Annotated in this window: 24 protein-coding genes; 12 read left to right on the top strand and 12 right to left on the bottom strand. The window is 39.7% G+C overall.

Annotated elements, in window-relative coordinates; translation table 11 throughout:
- Positions 1-26: 26 nt before the first annotated feature.
- From I6F43_RS13960 to I6F43_RS13940, 5 genes are all read right to left on the bottom strand, one after another.
- On the bottom strand, positions 27-3,173 hold the full coding sequence (locus tag I6F43_RS13960; RefSeq protein WP_197102794.1) for an efflux RND transporter permease subunit: 3,147 nt from the start codon (positions 3,171-3,173) through the stop codon (positions 27-29).
- Between the two features lie 8 nt (positions 3,174-3,181).
- The gene (locus tag I6F43_RS13955; protein WP_101216751.1) at positions 3,182-4,429 is read right to left on the bottom strand and encodes an efflux RND transporter periplasmic adaptor subunit; all 1,248 of its coding nucleotides are present in this window, start codon (positions 4,427-4,429) and stop codon (positions 3,182-3,184) included.
- Positions 4,426-5,679 carry a TolC family protein gene (locus tag I6F43_RS13950; RefSeq protein WP_165735876.1) on the bottom strand — a complete coding sequence of 418 codons (1,254 nt, stop codon included), beginning with the start codon at positions 5,677-5,679 and terminating at the stop codon, positions 4,426-4,428. The genes I6F43_RS13955 and I6F43_RS13950 overlap by 4 nt, the downstream gene beginning before the upstream one ends.
- 150 nt (positions 5,680-5,829) lie before the next feature.
- The gene (locus I6F43_RS13945) at positions 5,830-6,150 is read right to left on the bottom strand and encodes a hypothetical protein (RefSeq protein WP_007378232.1); all 321 of its coding nucleotides are present in this window, start codon (positions 6,148-6,150) and stop codon (positions 5,830-5,832) included.
- Between the two features lie 80 nt (positions 6,151-6,230).
- Entirely contained in the window at positions 6,231-7,049 is an 819-nt protein-coding gene (locus I6F43_RS13940; protein ID WP_197102793.1) for an AraC family transcriptional regulator, read from the bottom strand.
- A 112-nt stretch (positions 7,050-7,161) separates the two neighbouring features.
- On the opposite strand from I6F43_RS13940, the gene I6F43_RS13935 reads away from it, so the two are divergent.
- A complete protein-coding gene (locus I6F43_RS13935; protein WP_197102792.1) occupies positions 7,162-10,248 on the top strand; it encodes a beta-galactosidase in 3,087 nt (1,028 codons plus the stop codon).
- Positions 10,249-10,309: 61 nt separating this feature from the next.
- Here the strand turns inward: I6F43_RS13935 and I6F43_RS13930 are convergent, their stop codons facing one another.
- Together I6F43_RS13930 and I6F43_RS13925 are read right to left on the bottom strand one after the other, a co-directional pair.
- Positions 10,310-10,756 carry a DoxX family protein gene (locus tag I6F43_RS13930; protein ID WP_165725736.1) on the bottom strand — a complete coding sequence of 149 codons (447 nt, stop codon included), beginning with the start codon at positions 10,754-10,756 and terminating at the stop codon, positions 10,310-10,312.
- A 217-nt stretch (positions 10,757-10,973) separates the two neighbouring features.
- Positions 10,974-12,119 (bottom strand): iron-containing alcohol dehydrogenase, encoded by a 1,146-nt coding sequence (locus I6F43_RS13925; protein ID WP_007587207.1) that lies wholly within the window; start codon positions 12,117-12,119, stop codon positions 10,974-10,976.
- Between the two features lie 184 nt (positions 12,120-12,303).
- On the opposite strand from I6F43_RS13925, the gene I6F43_RS13920 reads away from it, so the two are divergent.
- Complete coding sequence (locus tag I6F43_RS13920; protein ID WP_024594102.1) at positions 12,304-13,188, top strand: AraC family transcriptional regulator; 885 nt, start codon at positions 12,304-12,306, stop codon at positions 13,186-13,188.
- A gap of 22 nt (positions 13,189-13,210) precedes the next feature.
- Here the strand turns inward: I6F43_RS13920 and I6F43_RS13915 are convergent, their stop codons facing one another.
- Positions 13,211-14,029, bottom strand: coding sequence for a hypothetical protein (locus tag I6F43_RS13915; RefSeq protein WP_197102791.1), 819 nt, complete (start codon positions 14,027-14,029; stop codon positions 13,211-13,213).
- A 194-nt stretch (positions 14,030-14,223) separates the two neighbouring features.
- Positions 14,224-14,643, bottom strand: coding sequence for a VOC family protein (locus I6F43_RS13910; RefSeq protein ID WP_010554617.1), 420 nt, complete (start codon positions 14,641-14,643; stop codon positions 14,224-14,226).
- Between the two features lie 273 nt (positions 14,644-14,916).
- Here I6F43_RS13910 and I6F43_RS13905 point away from each other — a divergent pair, with 273 nt between their 5' ends.
- From I6F43_RS13905 to I6F43_RS13890, 4 genes are all read left to right on the top strand, one after another.
- Positions 14,917-15,222, top strand: coding sequence for a hypothetical protein (locus tag I6F43_RS13905; protein WP_024594103.1), 306 nt, complete (start codon positions 14,917-14,919; stop codon positions 15,220-15,222).
- Entirely contained in the window at positions 15,219-15,608 is a 390-nt protein-coding gene (locus I6F43_RS13900) for a hypothetical protein (protein ID WP_007587227.1), read from the top strand. The genes I6F43_RS13905 and I6F43_RS13900 overlap by 4 nt, the downstream gene beginning before the upstream one ends.
- Before the next feature lie 169 nt (positions 15,609-15,777).
- Positions 15,778-16,260, top strand: coding sequence for a DUF3015 domain-containing protein (locus tag I6F43_RS13895; protein WP_024589733.1), 483 nt, complete (start codon positions 15,778-15,780; stop codon positions 16,258-16,260).
- A gap of 79 nt (positions 16,261-16,339) precedes the next feature.
- Complete coding sequence (locus I6F43_RS13890; protein WP_197102790.1) at positions 16,340-18,178, top strand: Lnb N-terminal periplasmic domain-containing protein; 1,839 nt, start codon at positions 16,340-16,342, stop codon at positions 18,176-18,178.
- Between the two features lie 11 nt (positions 18,179-18,189).
- Here the strand turns inward: I6F43_RS13890 and I6F43_RS13885 are convergent, their stop codons facing one another.
- Positions 18,190-19,011 (bottom strand): sterol desaturase family protein, encoded by an 822-nt coding sequence (locus I6F43_RS13885; protein ID WP_197102789.1) that lies wholly within the window; start codon positions 19,009-19,011, stop codon positions 18,190-18,192.
- Positions 19,008-19,454, bottom strand: a complete 447-nt coding sequence (locus tag I6F43_RS13880; RefSeq protein ID WP_101216759.1) for an SRPBCC family protein — start codon at positions 19,452-19,454, stop codon at positions 19,008-19,010. The genes I6F43_RS13885 and I6F43_RS13880 overlap by 4 nt, the downstream gene beginning before the upstream one ends.
- 97 nt (positions 19,455-19,551) lie before the next feature.
- Here I6F43_RS13880 and I6F43_RS13875 point away from each other — a divergent pair, with 97 nt between their 5' ends.
- From I6F43_RS13875 to I6F43_RS13865, 3 genes are all read left to right on the top strand, one after another.
- Complete coding sequence (locus tag I6F43_RS13875) at positions 19,552-20,565, top strand: AraC family transcriptional regulator (RefSeq protein ID WP_024605807.1); 1,014 nt, start codon at positions 19,552-19,554, stop codon at positions 20,563-20,565.
- Between the two features lie 92 nt (positions 20,566-20,657).
- Positions 20,658-21,431, top strand: a complete 774-nt coding sequence (locus tag I6F43_RS13870) for a substrate-binding periplasmic protein (protein ID WP_197102788.1) — start codon at positions 20,658-20,660, stop codon at positions 21,429-21,431.
- A 357-nt stretch (positions 21,432-21,788) separates the two neighbouring features.
- The gene (locus I6F43_RS13865) at positions 21,789-22,886 is read left to right on the top strand and encodes a polysaccharide lyase family 7 protein (protein WP_197102787.1); all 1,098 of its coding nucleotides are present in this window, start codon (positions 21,789-21,791) and stop codon (positions 22,884-22,886) included.
- Here I6F43_RS13865 and I6F43_RS13860 read toward each other — a convergent pair whose 3' ends face one another.
- Positions 22,887-23,288, bottom strand: coding sequence for a nucleotide triphosphate diphosphatase NUDT15 (locus tag I6F43_RS13860; protein ID WP_024589726.1), 402 nt, complete (start codon positions 23,286-23,288; stop codon positions 22,887-22,889). It abuts the gene before it with no gap.
- A 186-nt stretch (positions 23,289-23,474) separates the two neighbouring features.
- Between I6F43_RS13860 and I6F43_RS13855 the strand changes: the two genes are divergently transcribed.
- The 3 genes from I6F43_RS13855 (at position 23,475) to I6F43_RS13845 (ending at position 26,832) form a co-directional block, all read left to right on the top strand.
- Entirely contained in the window at positions 23,475-25,358 is a 1,884-nt protein-coding gene (locus I6F43_RS13855; RefSeq protein WP_169045088.1) for a propionyl-CoA synthetase, read from the top strand.
- 201 nt (positions 25,359-25,559) lie between these two features.
- The gene (locus I6F43_RS13850) at positions 25,560-26,417 is read left to right on the top strand and encodes an MBL fold metallo-hydrolase (RefSeq protein WP_197102786.1); all 858 of its coding nucleotides are present in this window, start codon (positions 25,560-25,562) and stop codon (positions 26,415-26,417) included.
- Positions 26,418-26,598: 181 nt separating this feature from the next.
- Entirely contained in the window at positions 26,599-26,832 is a 234-nt protein-coding gene (locus I6F43_RS13845; protein WP_121955078.1) for a hypothetical protein, read from the top strand.
- The last annotated feature ends 48 nt before the right edge of the window (positions 26,833-26,880 follow it).

The following is a 26,880-nucleotide window of genomic DNA, read 5'->3' as shown; positions in this document are numbered from 1 at the left end:
TTGATTACATTATCAATAGCTAGTATTTAAGCTAATTCAGCTTCTGCTTTTTTAGTAAATTTAGAATGTACTAACTTATAAAGCGCAGGCAATATTAATAGTGTCAGTAGAGTTGATGAAATAATCCCGCCAACCACTACTGTCGCGAGAGGTTTTTGCATTTCAGAACCCGTTCCCGAATTAAGCGCCATAGGTATAAAGCCTAAACTTGCCACCAGCGCCGTCATCAGTACTGGGCGCAAGCGCTGTAGTGCACCGCTGTGAATTGCATCAAACAAACTTAAACCATCGCTTCGTAACTGCTTAATAAACGACAGCATAACCACGCCGTTTAATACCGCTACACCGCTTAGGGCAATAAAGCCGACACCCGCTGAGATTGAAAGCGGCATATCGCGCAGCAATAACGCAAGCACACCACCCGTTAATGCCAGTGGCACACCACTAAATATAATCAATGAATCACGAAGCGATCCAAAGGCGCTATACAGTAAGCCAAATATAAGCAGTAAAGTGACCGGCACAACCAACGACAATCGCTTACTTGCCGATTGTAGCTGCTCAAACGTGCCGCCGTATTCAAGCCAATAGCCACTTGGTAAGTTAAGTGATTCATTCATGCTTGCTTGCGCATCACTTACAAAGCTTGCTAAATCGCGGCCCTCTACATTGGCAGTTACCACGACGTTGCGCTTACCACTTTCGCGGTTTATTTGATTAGGCCCTTTTTCAATGCTGATTGTCGCTACTTCGCCAAGCGGTACAAATGCAAGTTCTGGGTTACTATCTTTAGGTAAAGCAACTGGCAAACGAGCAAGAGCTGATACATCGCTAGACCAACGTTTATCAAGGCGCACTAATAACGAAAAACGTTTATCGCCTTCGTAAATTAGTCCGGTTTGCACACCACCAACAGCGGCGGCAAGTGTCTGTTGAATATCGTTTACGCTTAAACCCAATAACGCCATATGGTCGCGCATTGGTGTTACCGAAAGTGTTGGCAATCCTTCCATTTGCTCCAAACGTACATCGGTAGCGCCTGCAATATTACGCATTAGCCCTGTGGCTTTTTCGCCAAACTCTTTAAGTACGCTTAAGTCGTCACCATAAATACGCAGTGCCACATCGGCGCGCACGCCAGCAATTAACTCGTTAAAGCGCATTTCTATTGGTTGTGTAAATTCGTAATTATTACCAGGGACATCGTTAACACGGGTACGAATTTGCTGAACCAATTCTGCTTTAGTAAGTGCTGGATTAGGCCACACATCTTGCGGTTTGAGTATTAAAAAGGTGTCGGCAACATTAGGCGGCATAGGATCGCTTGCTACATCGGCAGTACCAATTTTTGAAAATACGTTAGCAACCTCAGGCTGATCTAATATGGCTTGCTCAAGCTCTTTTTGCATTTGCACAGATTGCTCAATACCGGTGCCAGTAATGCGCAGCGCGTGCATAGCAATATCGCCCTCATCAAGTTTCGGTAAAAATTCTGCGCCCATGTTTTTAACTTTAAAACCAAGCACCAATACTAATGCCGTGGCAATACCCACCATCAGCCACGGTAATTTAAGCGATATACCAAGTAATGGCTTATACACTTTTTTAACGCCGCGCATGACTGCGTTTTCGGTTTCATCAACCTTACCGCGAACAAACACTGCAATAGCAGCCGGTACAAATGTAACGCCAAATATAAGCGCGCCAATTAACGCCGCAACTACAGTAAACGCCATTGGCTGAAACATTTTGCCTTCAACGCCGCTTAGTGCAAATAAAGGTAAGTAAACCAGCATAATAATAACAATGCCAAATACAGCCGGTGTAAATACTTCTTTGGTGGCTGCGGTCACTACATTTAAACGCTCGTTTAAAGTAAGTAGCCTGCCATGTTTATGCTGAGCTACACCCAATTGGCGCAGGCAATTTTCAACTACAATTACAGCACCATCAACAATTAAACCAAAGTCGATTGCGCCTAGGCTCATTAGGTTACCCGATACGCGATTACCTACCATACCTGTAACGGCAAACAACATACTCAACGGAATAACCATTGCCGTAATAAGCGCGCCCGTTACATTACCCAGCAGTAATAGCAAAATTACTATCACTAAAATGGCACCTTCAAATAAGTTGGTTTGCACGGTTGCTATGGTTTTATCAACAAGAGTAGTACGGTCGTAAACTGCCTCAACAATAACGCCAGCGGGTAAGCTTTTTTGCACATCAATTAACTTATCAGCCATAGCTTTTGCCACTACGCGGCTGTTTTCGCCAATTAGCATCATGGCGGTGCCGAGCACGGTTTCTTCGCCGTTATAAGTGGCCGCGCCGGTTCTAAGCTCTTTGCCTAAAAGCACGTTAGCCACATCTTTAATGCGTACAGGTGCATCGTCGCGCTTAGCTATAACGGTATTGGCTATGTCTTCTAGCGTTTTAAGCTGCCCAGGCGAGCGTACTAAATATTGCCCGTCAAAGCGCTCTATATAGCCTGCGCCTCGGTTACTGTTATTAACCTCAAGTGCACTAATTACATCGCTAATAGTAAGCTTATAGGCAATGAGTTTTTCGGGCACTGGCGCTACTTGGTATTGGCGCTCAAAACCACCTTGGCTGTTTATTTCGGTAACGCCTTTTACTTTTAAAAGCTGCGGACGAATAACCCAATCTTGCAAAGTGCGTAAGTCTTCGGCGTTGTAAGCAGTGCCATCTTCTTTTAACGCATTAGGCGCGGCGTGCACACTATAAGTAAATATTTCGCCTAAACCACTGGCAATAGGACCCAAGTTTGGCTCTACGTTATTAGGTAAGTCGGATCGAATACTTTGAATACGCTCACCAATTTGCTGACGCGCCCAATAAATATCGGTGCCTTCATTAAAAATAACCGTTACTTGCGAAAGCCCATAACGCGAAAGCGAACGGGTATAATCAAGCTTAGGTATGCCCGCCATGGCGGTTTCTACCAAATAAGTAATGCGTTGCTCTACCTCTAATGGCGTAAAACCCTGCGCTTTGGTATTAATTTGCACTTGTACGTTAGTTATATCGGGTACTGCGTCTACTGCTAAATTTTGAATGTTGTATACACCAAATCCAGCAAATAAAAATGTAAGCGCAAGCACCAGCATCCGGCGTTTAACCGCAAAAGAAACTATCCAATTAATCATGGTGCCTCCTAGTGAGCGTGGCTTGCGCCGCTTTTTAAAATATCAGCTTTAATGACATAACTATTGTCTGTTACGTATTCGCTACCCGCGTTTAAGCCTGTAAGTACTTCTACCCACTCACTATTTTTTGCACCTAAGGTAACGGGGCGTACTTCAAATACATTATTTTTACGAACAAACACACTGGGTTGACCGTTAAACTCTTGAATAGCTTGTGGCTTTACACGCACGCTGGCATTTATTTTAGCCACACTTACATCGCTATTTATATGCATGCCTGGGCGCCAATGCCCGTCTGGGTTATTAAGCTCTATACGGGCGCGCGCTATGTGCCCGCCAGTCATCATTGGAGCTATAAAAAACACTTTTCCTTGCGTATTTAAATGATGATGTAGGTCGTACACTTTAGCGCTTTGACCAATGGCGAGTTTTTCAATGTTTTCAGGAAAAGCCGATAACTCAACCCATACTTTATCAAGGTTAACTACCTGCATAAGTGCGCTGGTGCTTGCAAGCTCGCCACGCTTTAAGTATTGCTCGGTTACAACGCCGCTAATTGGGCTTTTAATGGGGTAATTTTGCAGTGTTTCGCGGTTGGTTACATTGGCAAGTACTTCGCCTTTTTTAACGTTTTGACCAATGCTTACAAAAATATCACTGATCAATCCGGCATACGGCGCCATTACTTCTACCGTGCCGTGTTGTGTTGGAGCAATAACACCAAAAAGCGTATCGGTAATATCTACTTCACCACTTTGCGCTATCTCGGTTTTAATGCCTGCGCGCTCAATAGCTCGCTCTGTTAACGTGGTTTGCCCTTCGTGTTGATCGTACTCATAGCTAATGCTCTCACTGTTATAATTAGCAGTAACGGTAAGTGCAAACGAATGCGGTTCGTTAATTGATTGCGTGCTCACAAGATAGTCGCCCTCAGCTGTAAACTGTATATTTTGCGGGGCTTCAACTAAGCGCTTTAAACTCATTGTTATGTTTAAGTCGTTTATATTAATCGGCTGATTTTGCTTATAGCCGTATACGCGCAGCTCAACATTACCTGCAAATTCTTGCAATTTAAGCTCAAGGGTTAATTTAGGATCAGTTAATAAAAAGCCGCCGTGTGGACCTTGCTTTTGCTCGTGTTGCTCTGTTTCTTTATGACCTGACTCGCCATGCTCAGCAGAGGCAAATACATCTGTGCTTACAAAGCTGCTGGCAAACGAAAGTGATACTAGTAATGCGATTATATTTTTATTCATGATTGATGAGTCTCAATTAAAGATTGGCCTGTTAAACGCTCAAGAGTAAGTAGCACTTGGTACAGCTCTGCGTGAGTTGTAATAAGTGTGCGTTTAGAATCAAAAAGTGCTTGTTGAGCATCAAGTAATTGCAACACCGAAATTTGTCCGCGTTGATAACTTTTTAAGCTTTGCTCAATCAATGTTTGTGCCTGAGGAATAATTTGATCAGATAATAGCTTTGCCTGATTAGCTCGACCTTGATAATAAGCGTACAAAGTACGTACTTGCTGGCGTAACTGGATGCGCAATTGCCCTTGCTGCTCATTTAAAAGCATGAGCTGACTATTTGCAGCTGCAATATTTCCGCTATTTGAATTACTTAATTGCAGTGGCATAGAAAACGAAAACACTAATGAGCTGGAGTCGCTTTGTTGGTTATAGCGCACGCCTCCCCCTATATTAATATCGGTTTTTCCGTTTGCTTTTTGCAGTGTTAAGTTAGCTGTTTGCTGTAAATATTGCTGCTGTAATAATGCAAATTCAGGGGCTTGGTTAACCGCATCTAAAAGTGCTTGTGCTGATTTAAGCGCAGTAATTACATTAATATTGCCAGCAAAAGTATCGTAGGGTTGCTCCTCACTCCACAGCTCGTTAATCGATAAACTTGCTCGCTCAAATTCACTATTAAGCATGGCTTTATCAAGCTCTACTTGGCTAAGTGCATAACGCATGCGCGTTACATCGGCTTGCGACGCAGCACCCGCATTAGCTCTTTGTTCAATCGCTTTAAGTGCTTGGGTTACGACCTGTTTACGCTCGTTGTTTAAACTTAATAATGTTTGAAATTTAAGCCCTTGGTAGTATCGCTCAGCAGTGGTTGCTAATAAGGCTAAACGGGTATTTTGATACTGTATTGCTTGGGCTTTAATATTGGCGGTTGCGTAATTAATACGGCTTTGGCGCTTATCGCCCAGCTCTATTAGTTGGCTAAGCCCGAGCGTTATTTCAGCGCCTTGAATGCCACGCGCCTTGTTTGTGCCCAGTAAGTTTTCAGCTTCAACATTCAATACAGGATTAGGCGAAAGAGCAGCTTGGGTTTTAAGCGCACTCAATATTTTTTGATGATACGGGTAGCGTTTTAATACCGGGTTTTGTTGTTCGGTATTACTCAGCGCTTGCTTAAGGGTTAATGTTTTAACATTCGCCAAAGTACTAAAAGCAGGTAGCGCGCACATTAGCGCCACCAGCATAATTGGTTTTTTATTCATATAGCGTGTCCGTTTTTTAACAAACAGAGTTAACTTAATCACTACGCCTATTTTAAAAATAAGCGCGATCAAGCAACCTAAATATGTAAATAACTAGCCTAATAGCGCACAAGCGCAGGCAGTTTTTTACAAAGTATTTAAAATTAAAAACTAACTAAGTGAATTGGGTGGCGGTACATCTGGCGGGTAATTTAACCCGTTATAGCAAGCAGGCGAAGTTGCTTTACTTTGCTCTGGGCTTATTGAATGGCTAGAGGTGCTGTTGTAGCCACAATGGCAATGTTGGTGGGCATGAATCTCGGTAGTTGATGTTTTATCGCTTTGGTTATCATCGGCTGTGGAGTCGCCTTGCGATAACGAACTGGTTACGTGATCAACGTCTTCTTGCAAATGATACGCAGCACCATCACAGCTAATAAAGCTATGTACAAGCACTAATAATATCACTATTAAAAAACGGTTTGAGCGCATTACCTACCTAAAACTCTAAAATGCAATTTAAGAAATCGCACAATACCTTAAATTTATTCAAATGTAGAGAGCCGCTCACGTTATTTTCTAAATTCGCTTGGCGACACACCTACCGACTTCTTAAAACGTTTGGAAAAATTAAAAATATTAGAGTACCCCACATAACTTGCTACATGCGAAATTGGCCAAGCCGTGTTTAACAGTAAGTTTTTAGCTCGCTCAATCCGTAAATAAATAAGTTGTTGTATAGGGCTTTTACCAAATTGGGCTTGGCATAAACGGTGTAAATGCGGCGATGAGTAATGCACATGTTCGCACATTGCCTCTATTGTCCAATCAAACTGCAAGCGCTTGTCTACCTCTTCAAACAAACTAATTAAACGGTTATGCGCCGCCCCCTGTGAGTTATTTTGCAGCGTAGCATTTAAGTAATGACTTAAAATAGGCGTTACGCTTTCGCGTAAATTAGCATTAGGCTCGCTGTATAAAAGCTCCATAGCAAGGTGTAACGGTTCAAGTTTTTGCTCGGTTAGTACCAGTGCTTGCGCTAAGTTTAAATGCTGCCAACGTTTAGTATTTGCAAGGTTTAACCAAATAATATCCCAATGTTCAGCATCAATTTTCACTTCAAAGCTTTGCTTTGCTGGTAGCACAATAAGTGTATTGGCATTAAGTGTGTACTGCTCATTTTGTGTTGTTAATTTACCCTGCCCTGCAAGCGTATAAAAAAGTGTATGTTCTAGCGGTGCTGAGCGTGCTACGCAATAACGACCCGATAGATTTGAGCAACCCGCAAGTGCTATTTCAAGGTTTGGCATTTGCGCGAGCGTTTGTGAATCAGTAAAGCGTTCTATACAACGCGGACCAATATCGAGTATGTCTTTAATGTTATAGCGCATAATTACAATGATAGTTTTGGATAAACAAAGGAGAGCTTTAAGCATAACCCCTGCGATTATTTTTAGCTATATTTAGCGCATTATAATTGCCCGCTTATGCAATAGGATAAACATGACCTCTTTACAGCACATAATTAATCGCCGAGATTGGGAAAACCCAATTTCAGTACAAGTTAATCAAGTAAAAGCGCACAGCCCACTCAATGGATTTAAAAGCGTTGAACATGCCCGTACTAACACGCAATCGCAAAAACAAAGTTTAAACGGTCAGTGGGACTTTAAATTATTTGATAAACCCGAAGCGGTTGATGAATCGTTGCTAAGTGAAACACTAAACAGCAACTGGCAAAGTATTACAGTGCCTTCTAACTGGCAATTACACGGCTTTGATAAACCTATTTACTGTAATGTTAAGTACCCATTTGCAGTTAACCCGCCTTTTGTACCAAGCGACAACCCTACAGGCTGTTACCGCACTGAATTTAATATAAGCGAAAGTCAGCTAACTCAGCGTAATCATATTATTTTTGAAGGCGTTAACTCGGCGTTTCACCTGTGGTGTAACGGACAGTGGGTGGGTTATTCACAAGATAGCCGTTTACCGAGCGAGTTTGATTTAAGCGAACTGTTAGTTGCAGGCACTAACCGTATTGCCGTTATGGTTATTCGTTGGAGCGATGGCAGTTATTTAGAAGATCAGGACATGTGGTGGCTAAGCGGTATTTTTCGCGATGTTAACTTACTTACAAAACCACAAAACCAAATACGTGATGTGTTTATAACCCCCGATTTAGACGCTTGCTATCGCGATGCAGCACTACATATAAAAACGGCGATTAATGCGCCGAATAACTACCAAGTAGCAGTGCAAATTTTTGATGATAAAACACCACTATGTGAGCCACAAATTCAAAGTACTAACAATAAACGTGTTGATGAAAAAGGTGGCTGGAGCGATGTTGTATTTCAAACAATTGATATACAAAGCCCTAAAAAATGGACCGCCGAAACCCCGTACTTATACCGCTGCGTTGTAAGTCTGCTTGATGAGCATGGCAATACCGTCGATGTTGAAGCCTACGACATTGGCTTTAGAAAAGTAGAAATGCTTAACGGGCAACTGTGTGTAAACGGCAAGCCGCTACTTATTCGCGGTGTTAACCGCCACGAACACCACCCAGAAAACGGTCATGCAGTTACTACCGCCGATATGATTGAAGATATTAAGCTGATGAAGCAAAATAACTTTAACGCCGTGCGTACTGCTCACTACCCTAATCATCCCCGTTTTTATGAGCTATGTGACCAGCTAGGTTTATACGTAGTTGATGAAGCAAATATAGAAACCCATGGCATGTTTCCTATGGGCAGGCTTGCAAGCGATCCGCAGTGGGCTGGTGCATTTATGTCGCGTTATACACAAATGGTTGAGCGCGATAAAAACCACGCCTCAATTATTATTTGGTCATTGGGCAACGAATGCGGACACGGCGCAAATCATGATGCCATGTACGGCTGGTCAAAAAGCTTTGACCCCTCTCGCCCAGTGCAATACGAAGGCGGCGGCGCAAATACAACGGCTACCGACATTATTTGTCCAATGTACGCCCGTGTAGATACCGATATTAAAGACGATGCGGTACCTAAATACTCTATTAAAAAATGGTTGAGCCTACCGGGTGAAACTCGCCCACTTATTTTATGTGAATACGCCCATGCAATGGGTAACAGCCTAGGTAGCTTTGACGATTACTGGCAAGCATTTAGAGAATACCCACGCCTGCAAGGCGGCTTTATTTGGGATTGGGTAGACCAAGGTTTATCTAAAACAGACGAAAACGGCAAGCATTATTGGGCTTACGGCGGCGATTTTGGTGATGAACTAAATGACCGTCAATTTTGTATAAACGGTTTATTGTTCCCAGACCGTACGCCGCACCCTAGCCTGTTTGAAGCTAAATATAGCCAGCAACATTTACAATTTACATTGCGCGAGCAAACTAAAAATCAATACAGCATTGATGTATTTAGCGATTACGTATTTAGACACACCGATAACGAAAAACTGGTTTGGCAACTAATGCAAAATGGCATCTGTGTTGAGCAAGGCGAGCATGTACTTAATATTGCCCCGCAAAGTACGCACACGTTAACTATTAAAACTAAAACAGCGTTTGAGCAAGGTGCGCAATATTACCTTAATTTAGATGTAGCATTAGTTAACGACTCACACTTTGCAAACGCTAATCACGTTATGGATTCAGAGCAGTTTAAGCTTATAAATAGTAACAATTTAAGCAGTAAGTCATTTGCATCAGCTACAGAGCAAAGCGCTATAAGAATTAATGAAACCGACTCTCAACTAAGTATTGAAAACGATAAATTTAAACTTATTTTTAGCAAGCAATCAGGGCTTATAGAGCAGTGGTTACAAAACGATACTCAGGTTATTAGTAGCCCACTGGTTGATAACTTTTATCGTGCCCCACTTGATAACGACATTGGTGTAAGCGAAGTAGACAATCTAGACCCCAATGCATGGGAGGCTCGTTGGTTGCGTGCAGGTATAGGGCAATGGCAGCGCACATGCAGCTCAATTCACGCAGTGCAATCAAGCGTTGATGTACGTATTACTTGTGTATTTAATTACGAATTTAATGGCGTGCTACAGGCTCAAACACAGTGGCTATATACACTAAATAATACCGGCAATATTAGCTTAAATATTGAAGTGCACTTAAACGACACTCTGCCGCCAATGCCGCGTATAGGGCTAAGTACAACACTTAACAAGCAAAGCGATACAAAAGTAAACTGGCTAGGTTTAGGACCTTTCGAAAACTACCCAGATCGCAAAGCCGCAGCACGTTTAGGTTATTACAGCTTGAGCTTAAATGAGCTACATACACCGTATATATTCCCAACTGATAATGGCCTGCGTAGTGATTGCCAATTACTGAGTATTAATAACTTAACCGTAACTGGCGCGTTTTTGTTTGCAGCCAGCGAGTATTCGCAAAGTACGCTAACGCAAGCAAAACACACTAACGAACTAATTGCTGATGATTGCGTACATGTACACATTGATCATCAACATATGGGTGTAGGTGGCGATGATTCATGGAGCCCAAGTACTCATAAAGAGTATTTACTTGAGCAAAAGCAGTACAGTTATTCTTTAACTTTTTCAGCTAAATAATTTAGTAGTTAACCTACAAAAACAGCGGCCAAATTGGCCGCTATTCTTCAATTAATAAACTCTATTTATTAGCTAGTTTTTTAGCTAATGCGTTATCAAGCGAAAAGCTTCCCGCTCCTTGAATTGCTAAAACTACAGTTACTACAAGTAACGTTAATGCGTATTCATAGCCATTATTTGCCATAAATAAGCCATTACTAATATGTACGCTAAAAATAGCAATCAGCATAGTAAAGCCGGCAACTACAGCAGCTGGGCGAGTTAACAAACCAATTGCTAATGCAATGCCACCAAAAAACTCAGCGCTACCTGCCATCATTGCTAACCAATAGCCAGGCTCTAAACCAATACTCGCCATCCATTGACCTGTACCTTCAAGCCCGTAACCGCCAAACCAAGCAAATAGTTTTTGTGCACCATGCGCCGCTAAAATAAGGCCAACTGGTACTCGTAAAATTAATGCTGCTACGCCTGCTTTTGAGCTAAGTAATGTGTTTAGTAATTTCATGAGTTTAGTCCTGTTTTAATTTATTTAATCGTTAGATTTTTTCTAACCGTTGAGCACAGTTTACTATCATCATTAAAAAACATTAATACAGACTTTATTGGTTAATTAGAAACGCAGTATTTATAATAAACCATAAAAAAACCGCCAACCTAAAGGTTGACGGTTTTTTATTAACGCTAAAACTTAGTATATTTAAGTAAGCGCTTAGCTTTGAAAATTAAGCAACTGCTTGCTCTAAAATTTCGCGGCTTTCTTTAAGCGTAATAGCTTGGTTTTCACCAAGTGCTAGCATGCCGTGTGCTTCAAGTTTGCCAATAATATTGTCAATAGCAGCGGCTTTATCATCGCCATGTTCAGTAAGCTGGGTCGCTACGTCAAGGCTGTGGTAAAACGCTTCGATTGCTAAAATTGTTTTCTCAGCTAAATCGTCAGATTGCTCAAGACCAAATACGTTTTTACCCATTTGCTCTAGTTTTGCTTTTTTAACTGCAAATTGGTTGCGTAGTAAAGAAGGCTGAACAATAGCAAGTGAACGAGCATGATCAACGCCGTAAGCAGCTGTAAGCTCGTGGCCAATCATGTGTGTTGCCCAATCTTGCGATACACCAGAACCAATTAAACCATTAAGTGCTTGGTTAGCTGCCCACATAAGGTTTGCACGCCATGCGTCGTCTTGGTTTTCAAAGTTATCGCCCAGTGTTTTAAGCGTTCTTAAAAGTGCCTCTGCGTAACCTTCTTGAACCAATGCTGTTTCAGGGAATGTTAGGTACTGCTCACAGGTATGTACCCATGCATCTACTAATCCATTCACAAGTTGGCGCTGTGGTAATGTTTTCATTACATCAGGGTCCATAATCGCAAATTTAGGAAGTACTTCTGGTGATGCAAACGGTAGTTTTTGCTTTGTTGCTTCTTTGCTCACAACTGAGTTTTGGTTAGACTCTGAACCCGTTGCAGGCAATGTTAATATTGCACCAATTGGTAATGCGCTAGTAATAGTGTGCTTACCAGTAGGAATATCCCAACCTTCTCCATCATAAACTGCAGATGCTGCAATGTATTTAACGCCGTCGATTACTGAACCGCCGCCTACACCTAGTACAAAGTCGATACCTTGTTCTTTACAAATTTTTACTGCTTGGTCTAGTACTTCTATAGTTGGGTTAGCGCCTACACCCGAAAATTCAACCCAGTCAAAGCCTTCAAGTGCTGCTGCAACTTGGTCGTACACGCCGTTCTTTTTAATTGAACCGCCGCCGTACACTACAAGTACTTTTTGATCCTTTGCGATCAAATCAGTTAGTGAGGCAATTTGTTCTTGGCCGAACTGGATAAGTGTTGGGTTTACGTAGCTAAATTTCATTATTTTGCTCCTAGGTGACGGTTAAATACTAAATATAATGCTTAGTTACTAACTAAGCTAAACTTCAATGAGTGCATATTAGTGGCAAAATAAACATAAAAAAAGCCCAATAACTCGCAAAAGCTTGCCTAAAACTGTCAGGATTGATATTTTACGCAAAATTCGTACGATAGTAGAAGTTTTAATGTCCTCAATAGCCAACATGATGCAAAAATTTGCAGAGCACAATAATTTACTTAACTTTGAAGGCAACATGGAAACCATTATTCCAGGTGTGTATTTTCATCGTGCAAGTAAAAGCTCGCCGCGCCAGCCACTTATATATAACTCAGGTATTATTATTGTTGGGCAAGGACATAAGATAATTCATTTTCCTGATCATCAAATAAAATATGGTGAAGGCGACTACCTTGTTTTAGGTGTACCAGTGCCACTTGAATGCGAAGCTTTTACCGATAACAACCAGCCTGTTATGGGTATTGTTATAGATATAAACCCGGTAATGTTACATAAATTAGTAAACCAAATTGGTACACATAAGCCATTCACCACTGGGCAAATGAGTGGCGTTCAATCGGCTAAAATAGATGGCGCAATGGAGCAAGTAACCCACCGTTTACTTAGCGTGCTTAATAACCCCATTGAGGCTGACGTTTTTGGCGAAGATATAGTAAAAGAATTGGTATATCGTGTACTTTGTGGTCCACAAGGACATACTTTAATAGGGCTTGCTATGCATGATGGGCATTATGCGCGTATCGCCCGTACGCTCTCAACTATGCACAGTAGTTATGCCAATCAAATTACAGTTGAGGGGTTGGCTGAAGATGTAAACATGAGCGTATCGTCGTTCCATCGTGCTTTTAGGCAAGTAACGTTTGAGTCACCTTTGCAGTATTTAAAAAAAGTACGCTTAGCTAAAGCTAAAGAGCTTATAACCAGTAGTGGAAGCAAAGCCAACGAAGCTGCATTAAAGGTTGGCTATACCAGCCCATCGCAATTTAGCCGCGAATTTAAACGCCACTTTAATAAAACCCCCAGTGAAATGTTAATTCAACTACATAACTAGGTAATGGCTTTAGATATGTAAGTTAACCGAGCGAGTCAATCTTAAGCACTGCTTTTTTGGTGTTTAGCATAACTTGCTTAGTCAATTGGCGATTAATAAGTTGGCTAAAAATAATAGTAAATAATGTTGAGCAAATGGCAGCTGTTGCGTACACCTGCCAAATCATAAAGTTATGTTTTAACATAAACGCAATCACCGCAAAAAATACACACCCACCTAATGAACCAATAATACCGCCATTAAGAATTTTAAACGTTGAGGCTTGTTTGTCACTAAAATGGGCAACACTGCCCATTACCGCTAAAATAACCGGAAAGGTAGATATTAACCCGCTCCATGCAGACCCTATATGCTGCGATATAAACGTAACAAGCACGATAAAGCTCGTCACTAATATCATTTTTACCGGAAGCTCCCAGCGAGCATTTAATGGTTTTGCATCAACTGATATATTTAGCTTTGTAGAGATAATAGTTAAACCGAGTAAAATACAAAGTGAAACCACACTCGCCACAATAATATTCACTGGTAAAAATAAAGTAATAACGCTAAATACGCACCAAATACTCAACGCTGTAAAAAGCGATTTAAGCATTCCAAATCTTCGTGATACAACCAAGTAACTAAAACAAAATAAGCCTATACCGCTCATACCATAAAGAGAGGCCACCGCTGAGTTAGCTGCAAATAATTTACCTTGCTCTAATGCTATAAAATAAGAAATAGGCCCAGAGGTAATAGGCAAGCCAGGAATTATGCCGCTAACAAAACTACCAAAGCGTTTTTGGGCGCATGTTATTAGTAAAATAAGCAAAGGTGCAATTATGAGTTTAAGCAGCATAAATAACAATAAAGTATGAGAATTGAAATTAAGTCTACGTGTCTATACCTACATTGTAGAGTGAATAAAAATCATGCATGTAGTGTAATTTTTTTCACCTGTAAATATTAACTAATTTATCAAAACACTGATTAATAGTTATAAAAAAACCACTTATTAAAGTGGTTTTTTTAGCTTAACTTAAACAACAGCATTTATACTTTTTTAAATAAAACCTCTGGGTTTACCATGGTTTTCATTTCAAGCACATTGCCATTTGGATCTTCAATAAAAAACGTTTCTTGCTCAAACTCATCACCAATAAATCGGCGGTATGGTTTATCTAAGTATTCAATACCCGCATCTTCAATACGTGTTTTTAACCCGTTAAATTCATCTTCAGATAAGTGAATCCCAAAGTGAGGTACTGCCACAGCTCCCATATCTACATCATGGCGAACTGTTGGTAAGCGCTCAACACTCTGGTGCAAGGTAAGTTCATTACCCCAAAAATCTATATCTACCCAGCGACCTTCTTCACTGTTACCCGTTTTACAGCCTAGTACGTCACAATAAAACGCTTTAGCCACTTTTAAATCGCCAGCCGGAATAGCCAGATGCAAACAGTTAGACATAAATAACCCTTGGTTAACACTTTAATACATTAAATTATCGCCATTATACATAACTTGTGATTTATAGAACATTAACAGCGGCACTATTAAGCATATTTAATACCTAAAAGCCGTTTAAAAAACACGCTTTTAAAGTTTGTAATTACTTATAACATTTATTTGTTAGAGAGTATTAGAAAGCGCAAAAGGATTAGTTTAAAATGCGCCGCTATGATTAAATTCTTATTTTTAAAATTCATCACTTTCTTTTTAGGCTTTGTAGCTTGCTTTGCTATGCACACTACTTTTGCATTACCTTTAGTGATTTCTGCTGCGCTAACGGGGCTTATTGGCTCGTTTATTCCTTTTCCTGCACTTTATAAAAACCATCCGTATGCTGCAATTTATGCTGGTAGCTTTGCAGGTATGTGTTCAACTCATTTAATTACCAGTTACTGGGAAATTGCTATTATTTCGCTTATTGGCTCAAGTTTGTATGTGCTTACTATGAATATGTTTACAGGTTTTGGTGGCAAGCTTGGCAGCGTAGCTTTTGCAAGCGTAGCACTTTTTGTATTAGCCAAAGGAATTGTATTATGAGTATTGAATATCCATTACTTGTACTGCTTGGGGCTTTTTTAACATTTTATTTAGCTAAGCATAGTCGCTTTGACGGGGTTAGAGCGTCGTCTTCACTTTCTATTATTGCTTATTTAATTTTTAGCGCTTTAAATTTGAACCCCGATTTATACGCAATTGTATTTTTTGGCGGCACATTCATAGGTATGAGCGCCCCACATCGATTTGGTATTTATACTGTAGCAAGCTCATCTATTTTGTTTTCAATCTTATTTGAATTTCTTGTACCAAAGCTTGACGGCTATGGCGGTGCATTGGGTATTAGTGCATTTTTATCTGTATGTATTTGCCATACTTGTATTTTATTAGGTGCCCCAAGAAGTAAAAAACCGCCACCAGTTCAATAAAAAGTGGAAACTAGGCTGATTTTTATCCTGACATTAACTTTAATATATTTAAAAATTAGAGTGTAAAATATTCATGTTTTAGCCTGTTCCTTTTTTCTGCAAGTCTGTTAGAATCTTCCGCGAACTTTATTTACCCTAAATAAAGACAATCATATATGGATTTATGAAAATGAAAAAACTAATCGCAGTAGCAGCTCTATCTTTACTTCCTTTCTCAAACGCAATGGCTGACCAAGATATTGGTTGTGGTCTTGGTTCTATGTTATTTGCTGGTCAGCAAGGTAAAGGCGTTAAAATTTTAGGCGCTACAACAAATGGTACATCTGGTAACCAAACTTTTGGTATCACTTTTGGTACTCTTGGTTGTGATGGTACTGGTACAGTAACTTCTTCAGAAAAAATCGCTTTATTCATTGACGGTAACATGGAGCAACTTGCTCGTGATATGTCAAAAGGTGAAGGCGAAACTTTAGCTACTCTAGCTGAAGCTTGGGGTGTTGCAGATCAAGATAAAGCAGCGTTCAATAAGCTTGCTCAAGCACAGTTTTCTTCAGTATTTACTTCTGAAAACGTGACTTCACAAACAGTTTTAGAAAACCTAAACACTGTTCTTGCAAGTAACGCACAACTTGCTTCTTATACTCTTTCTTAATCAGCTAAATTAGCCGGTTTTATACGTATAAATAAAGCCGCTGGAGTATTTCTCTAGCGGCTTTTGTAATTTAGTGATTATGAAAAAAATATTATTTGGTTTACTGCTCGCTCTTTTTAGTACTTACTCAAACGCTCAAAGTATTGAAACAAATACATTAGCAACACACCCTTACTGGCTTAAATTAGGTCACTACCGCTTGGCCGCATTAGGTGATTGGAAAAGTGAAGTAGACAGTGCTGAGTTTTTTTTATCTCCTACAGGTAAAACAAGCCCATATGACGAACTTAAAGCCACTATAGCTGCATTTAGTGGTAAAAATACTGACCCAAAAACAGCACAATATCGTTGTCAGTTTCCTGCACGTTATAAATGGCTAAAAACAAAAATTAAAAATAACTGGCCCGAACTTAATTGCCCAGAACTACAGGCGTGGCAAAAAATAATAAACCCTAAAGGGGTTACGTTAGTTTTTCCAACTGCATTTATGAATAGCCCATCATCAATGTTTGGCCACACTTTACTTCGTATTGATGCAAAAGATCAGACTCGCCATAAAGAGTTGCTCGCATTCGCCGTTAATTTTGCAGCAGAGCCAGACGGCTCAGATAACGCAGCTATGTATGCACTAAAAGGCTTGATTGGCAGCTACCCAGGTAAGTTTTCGCTTATGCCGTACTATAAAAAAGTACGCGAATATAATGACTTAGAATCTCGTGATATTTGGGAATACAAACTTAATTTATCAGAGCTACAGGTAGAGCTTATTTTATTGCACTTGTGGGAGCTACAATTAGCTACATTCGATTACTTTTTTATTGATGAAAACTGCTCTTACCAATTACTTGCATTATTACAACTTGCACAAGAGGACCTTGATTTAACATCGTCATTTAATATGCAAGCTATTCCATCAGATACCGTTGCAGTACTAAGAAATAACAACTTATTACAAACACCTAATTACCGCCCTGCTTTTGGTACTAAGCTATACCATTACTCTACTCAAATGACTGACGAACAACTTGATGATGCAAGAGACTTAATGCAAGGTGGCTCCCTCAATACTCGTAATTACTCACAGTCGCAATTAGTCGCTATATTAGAAATGGCGTACGAATGGTTAAATTTTGAATTTTACGATAAAGCGTTAAATCGTGAAGAAATTGCCCCGCGACTAACTAAGCTACTCCTAATGCGCAGCAAATATAATGTAGCTTCGCCATTTACTAAGCCAAGCCGCCCTATTGCTTCCCCAGAGCAAGGTCATGGTTCTTCTAAAGTATCGCTAGGTAGGGTACAAAATAATAACCAAGCAAACCTTACAAATTTTGGTTATAGGCTTGCGTATCATGACTTACTAGATAGGCCTGAAGGTTTTATAGCGGGTGCACAAATTAGTTTTTTTGATTTGGAAGCCGCTATTACTGACGAAGGAAATGCAGATATTGAACATTTTTACTTATTAGATGCTATGTCGCTTGCACCCGATAACCGCGTATTTGATAGCTGGTCGTGGAACTTTAAAATGGGCTTTGACCGACAACCAAGTGACAATAAACGTTTAGGCCGCTTTTTTACAAAAGGAGGTTATGGTAAATCTTATGGCGATCCTAATAATCTACACGGCTATATTCTTGGTCAATTTGAGCTAAATACAGGCGATATAACCGACCGACTTAGTACTGGAATAGGCAGTGAAGCCGGTGTAATTTGGCAAATAAGCAATAACCATAAACTCGCTTTAACTGGCAATATATTATGGCTAACTGATAACGCAGCAAGTAAGCACAGCGAAATAGCTATAACATGGAATTACGCTGTTTCTCGCAATGTATCGCTGCGCAGCAAAGTACAGCATGCTCAATGGCATAGCCATAATTCATCAATGAGTTTAGCTATGCAGTTTTACTTTTAACTTTTTCAATATTATTTATATTTAATGCTACTTGTAGGGTAGCCAAATAGTACTCTACATTTAGCTTTTATTCCCGATGCCTTATAAACACTTTTAAATAAGTGCTCCCACTGATGAAACGTAATAACGACTGGGTTATTGCTATTAAGCTGCCCTATAATGCCGTATTTACAAGGCCTTGATTTATCTTCTTCTACAAAGGTGCCAAATAACTTATCCCAAATAATAAGTACACCTGCAAAGTTTTTATCAAGGTAACCTGCATTTATTGCGTGATGAACTCGGTGATGCGAAGGCGTATTAAATACTTTTTCAAACCAGCCTAACTTACCTACTATTTGAGTATGTACAAAAAATTGATACGCCAAATTTAATGCAACCACGCTAAATACTGTTAGCGGTTCAAATCCAATTAAAATCATAGGTAACCAAAACACCCACATACCGGCTAAGGGGTACATTAAGCTTTGCCTAAATGCGGTGGTGAAATTCATTTTAGTTGAGCTATGGTGCACCACATGTGCAGCCCACAACCAATGAATATGATGCGATGCTTTATGAAACCAATAATATAAAAAATCTTGCAGTAAAAATGCAAATGCAATACTTAATACACTCACTTCAATATCAAACAATCTATAGTCATACAACCAATTAAATAAAGGCATTAACAGCAGTAACGCAATAGCATCTGCGCCTTGGTGTAATAGCGCTAACACTGTATTTGCTAGGCTATCTTTTATGTCGTAATAGCGCTTAAACTTAATAAACTCACAGCAAACAAATATCAAAAATAACGGGCTAAGAGCGAGCAAAATAATTTCTGAGTTCATACTTTACCCGCCAAAAAATAATTATTTAAATTGTTTAACGCTTGGGTTATATCTTTTGTAATAACATATTTAAGTAATGCATTTGGCATCCACCATGGAGCTGAGCAGCTTATGCAATAGTTAAGTTCGGTAACTAAAGTATTGATGTCTTTATTTGCAGTGAGGTATATATCGCCTCGATGATTAGCTACTGGTTTATCGCCTACTATTTGGTAACTGATCTGATTTTGATCGGCACTGATTATTTGCTCTGAAAAAGTTATTTTACCTATTTTCACTTGCCTAACAGATCCTTTTCCGCCTTCTATTTGCCCTTCGTCTTGTGCTTGTAGCAGCGTAAATTTGGCATTAAAAAATCGATGCAACTGTTGATGATCCAATAGTGTGCTTATTATTTGTTTTGGCTGTGCATTAAGCGTTTGTTTTATTGTTATAAGTATCATTTTTACAGCAAGAGGTTATTAGGCATTCAACTAGCATATAAAAATTTAACGTGGCAAACTTGCTAATACACGACTATTTTTTAGCTTTAGATGACAAATGCACACATTGGCTGATCATTACTTTTCAAGTATTCTTGATTACTTACAAGCGCAAGGCATTAGTACTAAAACGGCTTTGCACGCTATTAGCTTTGACGAATTTAGTAATCAGCGTACCCATCAATTAGCGCCGCGTATTAGTTTAAATAGTTACAATGCCTTATTAGTTTATGGCAAAAAAACACTTAACGATCCTCTTTTTGGTTTTACCCTAGGTCAGCAAATTCGCACTGCTGACTACGGCGTTTTAGGTTACTTAATTGAATCAAGCGATAACTTAAGCAGTGCCATTAAAGCATTGTTAAGCTACGACAGCTTGGTGGCTGATATTGGTAAAGCCAAGTTTGAACTAAATACTGATACAGCAACTATTCGTTGGATTGCTCACCAAAGTTGTAATGAGCATGTTGTTTTACGAAACATGACCGCGTGGGTAAGTGTAATTCGCCAGTTAATAAATTTAACGCTTTCGCCAAGTAGTATTAGTTTCACTTATAATTGGTTGCCATCGCAAAGGCGCGCCCTTGAATCATGGTTTAAATGCCCTGTAAAAAGCAGTGCTGAATATAATCAAATTAGCTTTCCGAGCGATTATTTGACGCTGCCCTTTAAAACCGATAACGCCATTATTAATTCTACTTTTAAGCAATTGTCAGAGCAGCAACTCTCTAACTTTAAAAGCCAGCAGTGTATTGACGATAAAGTTAATCAGTTACTTACAGCTAAAACTACCTTGCAAAACTGCAACCTAATAGGCATAGCTGATGCGCTTAATTTAACACCCCGAACGCTACAACGACGCTTAAAACAACAAGACTTAACCTTTGCTCAGCTACTTGAAAAAGAACGTAAAAAACGTGCAGATACATTAATAGCCAGCATGCCACTTGCTGATTTATCTAATATTTTAGGATTTAAAGATCAAAGCTCTTTTAATCGAGCTTTTTTACGCTGGCATAAATGCTCGCCATTACAATTTATAAAATACAAAACAGCAAGTACAGCCAAGTAAATGCAAATTATTTACGTTATATAAACATAATATATATATGTTTTAGTTAATACTCTCTACACTAGGTGTATTATTGCTTTAAAAGATTTTTTATGTTTTTTCGTGTTTTATTAAGTGCTTTTGTATTTATTTTATATAGCCCCCTGTGTAACGCCGATTCGGTTACTTTTATAGCTGAAGACCTTCCTCCTTATCACTTTAAAAATCAGCAAGGTGAAGTAAGCGGCGCTTTAGTCGACATTGCCAAAGCAGTTGTGAAGCAAACAAACTTAACCGCTAATTTTGAAATAATGCCTATGGCCCGCGTTTTTAAGGAGCATCAAACAAATACCAACGCCATAATGTTGTCTTTGTTAAAAACCCCAGAGCGGATTAATAAATATACGTGGTTAGGCGAAGTGTATTTTGCAGATGCTTATTTAATTAGCTTAAAAAGCCATGTAGATGAAGTTGTTCACTTAAATTTTGCTAAAGAGTATAAAGTAGCAACCATTCGTGGCTACCTGAGCGAAGCCTACTTAAAGCAAAAAGGCTTTACCGAAAATAACAATTTAATACTGGTCAGTTACTATAATCAACTTTGGCAAATGCTTTATAAAAACCGGATCGACTTTGTAGTAACTAATACACTTACACTTAATAACGAGCTAAAAAGCCTAGGACTCGATCCTAGTCTAATAACAAAACGAATTCATTTAAGCGATCTTCCCTCCTCACTTAATTTTGCAGCAAGTAATCAACTTAATCCTAAAACAGCTAAAGCACTCTCTGACGCATTAAGTAGTATTAAAGAAAATGGTGAATACCATGCCATTTTAAACAAGTGGCAACTTTTATTACCAAACACGACTAACTTGCAGCACTAACCATAGTTAAAGCCCGACATTAGTTATTGGCAGTGGTTATTTAGTTATTTGCTAAACGCGGCAAAGCAAACTACAAAATTAAAAATCTCCTCCCCCCCCAAAATAAACTACACCTTAGCGCCAAAATCTACGTTAAACATCACTAAATGAATAGCCAAGCACATAAAAAGTACATACCGTAAACACTTCCATAAAAGCCGTTAAAAAACACCTAAACCAAATTGGTATAACAAAAGATCATTTAAAAAATATTTAATTTTACTAATTGGTAAGTTTTAATTGTTAAATTGGTATGCTAGATTGAGATTAAGCGATGCCTGTACCGCACAATTTTTACTTCATCACACAGAGACAATAATGATAAAAAATACATCCACATTTAAACTTACGGCTTTAGCCGTTATCACCCCTTTACTTTTTACCGCTTGTTCAAGTACCCAAAGCACTAATCAGCAAAGCGGTGCGCCGGTACCTGCAACAAAGTTTGATTTATCTCACTGGAAAATAAATGTACCAGTGGATTTAAACAACGACGGTAAAATTGATGAAATAGATGTAGAAGAAATTCAGACTTACGCACACCCTGATTTTTTCTACCTTGATGATAAAGGCTACATGGTATTTACCTCCCCTAATAAAGCGCTTACAAGTGCTAACTCTACTAATACCCGTAGTGAACTTAGACAAATGATCCGTGGATCAAATACTAAAATTAAAACTAAACACTCTAAAAACAACTTTGCTTTAGCTGTTCACCCGCTATCTGACCGATTTGGTTCTGTTGGTGGAAAAATGGAAGCAACGTTAAAAGTAGATCACGTTGCACTACGTGCTACCGACCCTGATAAAAAAGCAGCTTACTCGGTTGTTGTAGGGCAAATTCACGCAGGTAAAGATCAGGCACTTATTGATACCAAGCTTGGTTATGGCTGGGGCAATGAGCCACTTAAAATATATTACAAAAAATGGCCAGGACATAAAACAGGCTCAGTTTTTTGGAACTACGAACGTAACTTAGCTAAAACGAATCCTGACCGTACAGACATTACTTACCCTGTTTGGGGTAATACATGGGAAAACCCTAACGAGCCAGGCGGCGCAGGTATTGCACTAGGTGAAGAATTTAGCTACACGGTAAATGTGTATAAAAATGTTATGCACCTTACATTTAGCGCACAAGGCAAAGAAGACGTTAATTACTCTATTAACTTAGGTAATAACGTAGATGCTTATGGCAAAGTGGACGAAAAAGACCATCCACATGGCTACGCTGCAGATTGGCATTACTTTAAAGCCGGCGCTTATAACCAATGTAGTACTAAAAGCGCGAAAGGTATTTGGTACCCAGGTTGTTTAGGTACTGGCGATTGGTCTACAGATAAACAAAATGGCGATTACGCTCAAGTAAGCTTTAGTAAACTTACGTTAAGCCCAGCGACACCGCCAACAAAATAACTAGGCTAGTACAGCCTCAGATAAGTAATTTTTTAGTGATGTAAACAGTGGCGTTGGTAGATTATTAATATCGCACCAGCGCCACTTTAAACATTTATTAGGCTCTTTAAGCTCAGGCTCTCCGCCTTCAAAATCAGCTTTTACATACAGCGTAATATAGTGCTTGTTCTCTGCTGTAAAAATATCATTGGTAAAATCAAGCTTAGTAATTTTACTTACCTTTAGACCTGTTTCTTCAAACACTTCTCGTATTGCACATTGCTCAACACTTTCACCAAACTCTAAATGCCCACCAGGTGTTGCCCATGTATTAGCACCATGCGCGCCAATGCGCTCACCTAGTAAAATTGTGTTTTGATGCTTTATGATAACCGCAACCCCTACTCTTACTACGTTACTCATATCGTGTTTTCTCTTATTTTTACTGCCCGCCATGCTGAACCACACGCTTTGTATTGTCAATTTGGTATTTTTAAAACCAGTGTATTGATTAACTTTTAGCCGACCAAGGTCGAATAGCTTGCTTGCTAAAAAAAGCCTACATTTTGTAAGGTCTCTCACACACAAATTTAGCTTTAGGAGCCTTACATGTCAGGCGAATATAAACAGCAATATAATGCCTTTAAACAAAACCCAGCCCAATTTTGGCTCGAACAAAGTAAGAATATTCCATGGTATAAAATCCCCACAAAAGCATACACACAAGACGACGACGGGCTTTACCATTGGTTTAGTGACGGGCAATTAAACACCAGTTATTTAGCGCTAGACCAACACGTTATTGCCGGATTTGGCGAGCAAACTGCACTGATTTACGACTCTCCAGTCACTAATACAAAGCAAACTTATAGCTACTCACAACTACAACAAGAAGTTGCTAAATTTGCAGGCGTAATACAATCGTTAGGTGTTATAAAAGGCGACCGCGTTGTTATTTATATGCCAATGATCCCACAAGCTGTTATTGGTATGTTGGCGTGCGCTCGCCTTGGTGCTATTCATTCGGTGGTATTTGGCGGGTTTGCTGCACACGAATTAGCTGTACGCATTGATGATGCCAAGCCCAAACTTATACTTAGCGCCTCATGCGGTGTTGAAGTAAACAGCGTTATTGAATACAAACCACTTATTGATAACGCAATAGACTTAGCTGCGCATAAAGTAGAACACTGCGTTATTTATCAGCGTCCACAAGTAACCGCCACTCTTAAGCCTAAACGAGACATAGATTGGACTCAGGCAATGCAAACAGCTGCAATCGCAGATCCGGTGCCTGTAAATGGTAACGATCCGCTTTATATTTTATATACCTCAGGCACGACAGGCACACCCAAAGGCGTAGTGCGCGAAAATGGTGGTCACGCAGTGGCAATGCAATACAGCATGGAAACCGTTTATGGTATGAAGCCCGGCGACGTATTTTGGGCAGCGTCTGACATTGGCTGGGTAGTTGGGCACTCTTATATAGTTTACGCGCCGCTAATGTATCGCTGCGCGACCGTATTATATGAAGGTAAACCGGTTAAAACCCCCGACGCCAGTGCATTTTGGCGCGTGGTTGAAGAGTATAAAGTAAATGCATTATTTAGTGCCCCCACCGCCTTTAGAGCAATTAAAAAAGAAGACCCAAATGCCGATGGTTTTAATCAATACGATACCTCTAGCTTAAAACGTTTGTTTTTAGCCGGCGAGCGATTGGACCCTCCCACTTACGAGTGGCTTAAAGAAAAAACCAAACTGCCAGTGCTCGATCATTGGTGGCAAACCGAAACTGGCTGGGCTATTGCTTGTAACCCTGTAGGGCTTGAGTACTTAGCAACAAAACCTGGCAGCTCTACCGTGCCTACTCCAGGTTTTGACGTGCGAATATTAGATATGGATGGCAATGAATGCGCAGCTAACGAGCAAGGCGCCGTGGTAATTAAACTGCCACTTCCACCGGGTTGTCTACCAACAATTTGGCAAGATACCCCGCGCTTTAAAGCAAGCTACCTAAATGAATACGAGGGTTATTATTTATCTGGCGATGGTGGTTATATTGATGAAGACGGCTACCTATTTATTATGGGCAGAACCGACGACGTTATAAATGTAGCAGGACATAGGCTTTCTACCGGCGAAATGGAAGAGATAGTAGCCGCGCACCCTGCTGTTGCCGAATGCGCTGTTTTTGGTGTGAACGATCCTCTAAAAGGGCAGCTCCCTATGGGAATGATCGTGCTTAAAAATGATTTTATGGGCTCAAGTACCGACGTAGAACAAGCGCTTGTTTTAAGTGTTCGTAATCAGATTGGCGCTATTGCGTGCCTTAAAAATATAGTTAGCGTAGATAGGTTGCCCAAAACACGCTCGGGTAAAATACTGCGTAAAAATTTACGTCAACTAGTTGATGGCGAAGAGCTACAAATACCTTCAACCATAGATGATGCCAGTATCTTTGAAGAAATAAACCAACAACTAACACAAAGATAAACCCAACCAACCTATCTAAAGCCATTTTTATAATGGCTTTTTATTTCATCCTTATATTTGATCCTTTTACTTAGGTTTAGGTTTAGGCTTAAGTTTTAAGTTTTAAGTTTTAATTTAACCAACAGCTGAAATTTTTTACGGCTTTGTACTTTCTTCTTTTAATAGCGTTATTAATTTAATCAATTTTAAAAGGAATGGTGTATGCCCCGCTTGCTACAAAAACTATTAACTACAGCCCTATTATTTATAGGCTTTGCCACACAAGCCTATGAAATAGAAGACTTAGGGGACGGCTTACACCGCTTTATAGACGACAGACACCGCTCAGTATTTTTAATCACTCCTGAGGGCGCAATTGTTACCGACCCACTTAATAAAAAAGCCGCCACATGGTTAAACGAGCAAATTAAAACTCGCTTTAACGTGCCTGTAAAATATGTAATTTATAGCCATAATCATAGCGATCATATTTACGGCGCCGAGGTATTTAAAAGCCCGCACACCACTTTTATAGCGAATAAACTCGCTGCGCAAGATATTAAAAACACACAAATGAAAACAGTAACGCCCAGCCTTACTTTTGATGATGAGCTACTACTTACCCTTGGTGATTCCACAGTAAAGCTTAACTACCACGGTCCAAACGATGGTCGTGGTTCGGTTAGTATATTATTCGAAAAGCAAAAAACGTTATTTGTAGTTGATTGGATTGTTATTGGCAGAATGCCGTGGCAAAAACTGTGGAGTTACGATATTCAAGGCATGATTAACTCAACCCAAGCGGTACTCAAATATGACTTTAATACTTTTGTAGGCGGACATGCCGATATTGGCAGCAAGGCTGATGTAGCGCGCTATTTAACTTATATAGAGCTTTTATATAGCCAAGTAACAGCAGGCGTTTTAGCTGGTAATACGCTTGACGAAATTAAACAAAATGTAAAGTTAGACCAATTTAGTGACTTTAAACAGTTTGGTGCATGGTTACCACTTAACATAGAAGGCGTGTACGAGCGTTTAATGGAAGAGTCTGGTATGGGTTGGCGCAGCGATTTATAGGTTTTTTAGGCCTTACTTTTTTGTGCAAATCTAATATTCAAATACAAAGGCATTAGCTTTAAATGCGCTATTGCCTTAGTGAACATTAGCAACATTTACACTCCACTTACGTTTATTGACAGCACTATACAAAAAAAGATTTATCTTAAAGCTTATACAAAGCCAAAGAGGATAAATACCTATGAACTTATCTTTAAAAATTATTAGCGTAGCAGCAATAGCATTTACCATGAGTGGCTGCACTGTATATCAACATAGTCCCAGTGCGCATAAACCACATAAAAAAGCAGTTAAAGTAGTTACGCCTGTTTTAGTAACTGAGCACAACTCTCCAAGCATTGTGATCGTAAAAGCCAAGCCCACAAAACAAGCCTGCACTAAACATGATGATCATTGGCATTGCAGGGCTCGCTAACAGATACTTTGCTAAGTAAATCACTAAGTTTTTATATTCTCAGCGTTA

The organism is Pseudoalteromonas sp. NZS71_1 (assembly GCF_015864305.1).
Taxonomy (GTDB): Bacteria; Pseudomonadota; Gammaproteobacteria; order Enterobacterales; family Alteromonadaceae; genus Pseudoalteromonas; species Pseudoalteromonas arctica.
Note: the sequence above shows the minus strand (reverse complement) of the source record. Positions and strands in the feature narration are given on the sequence as shown.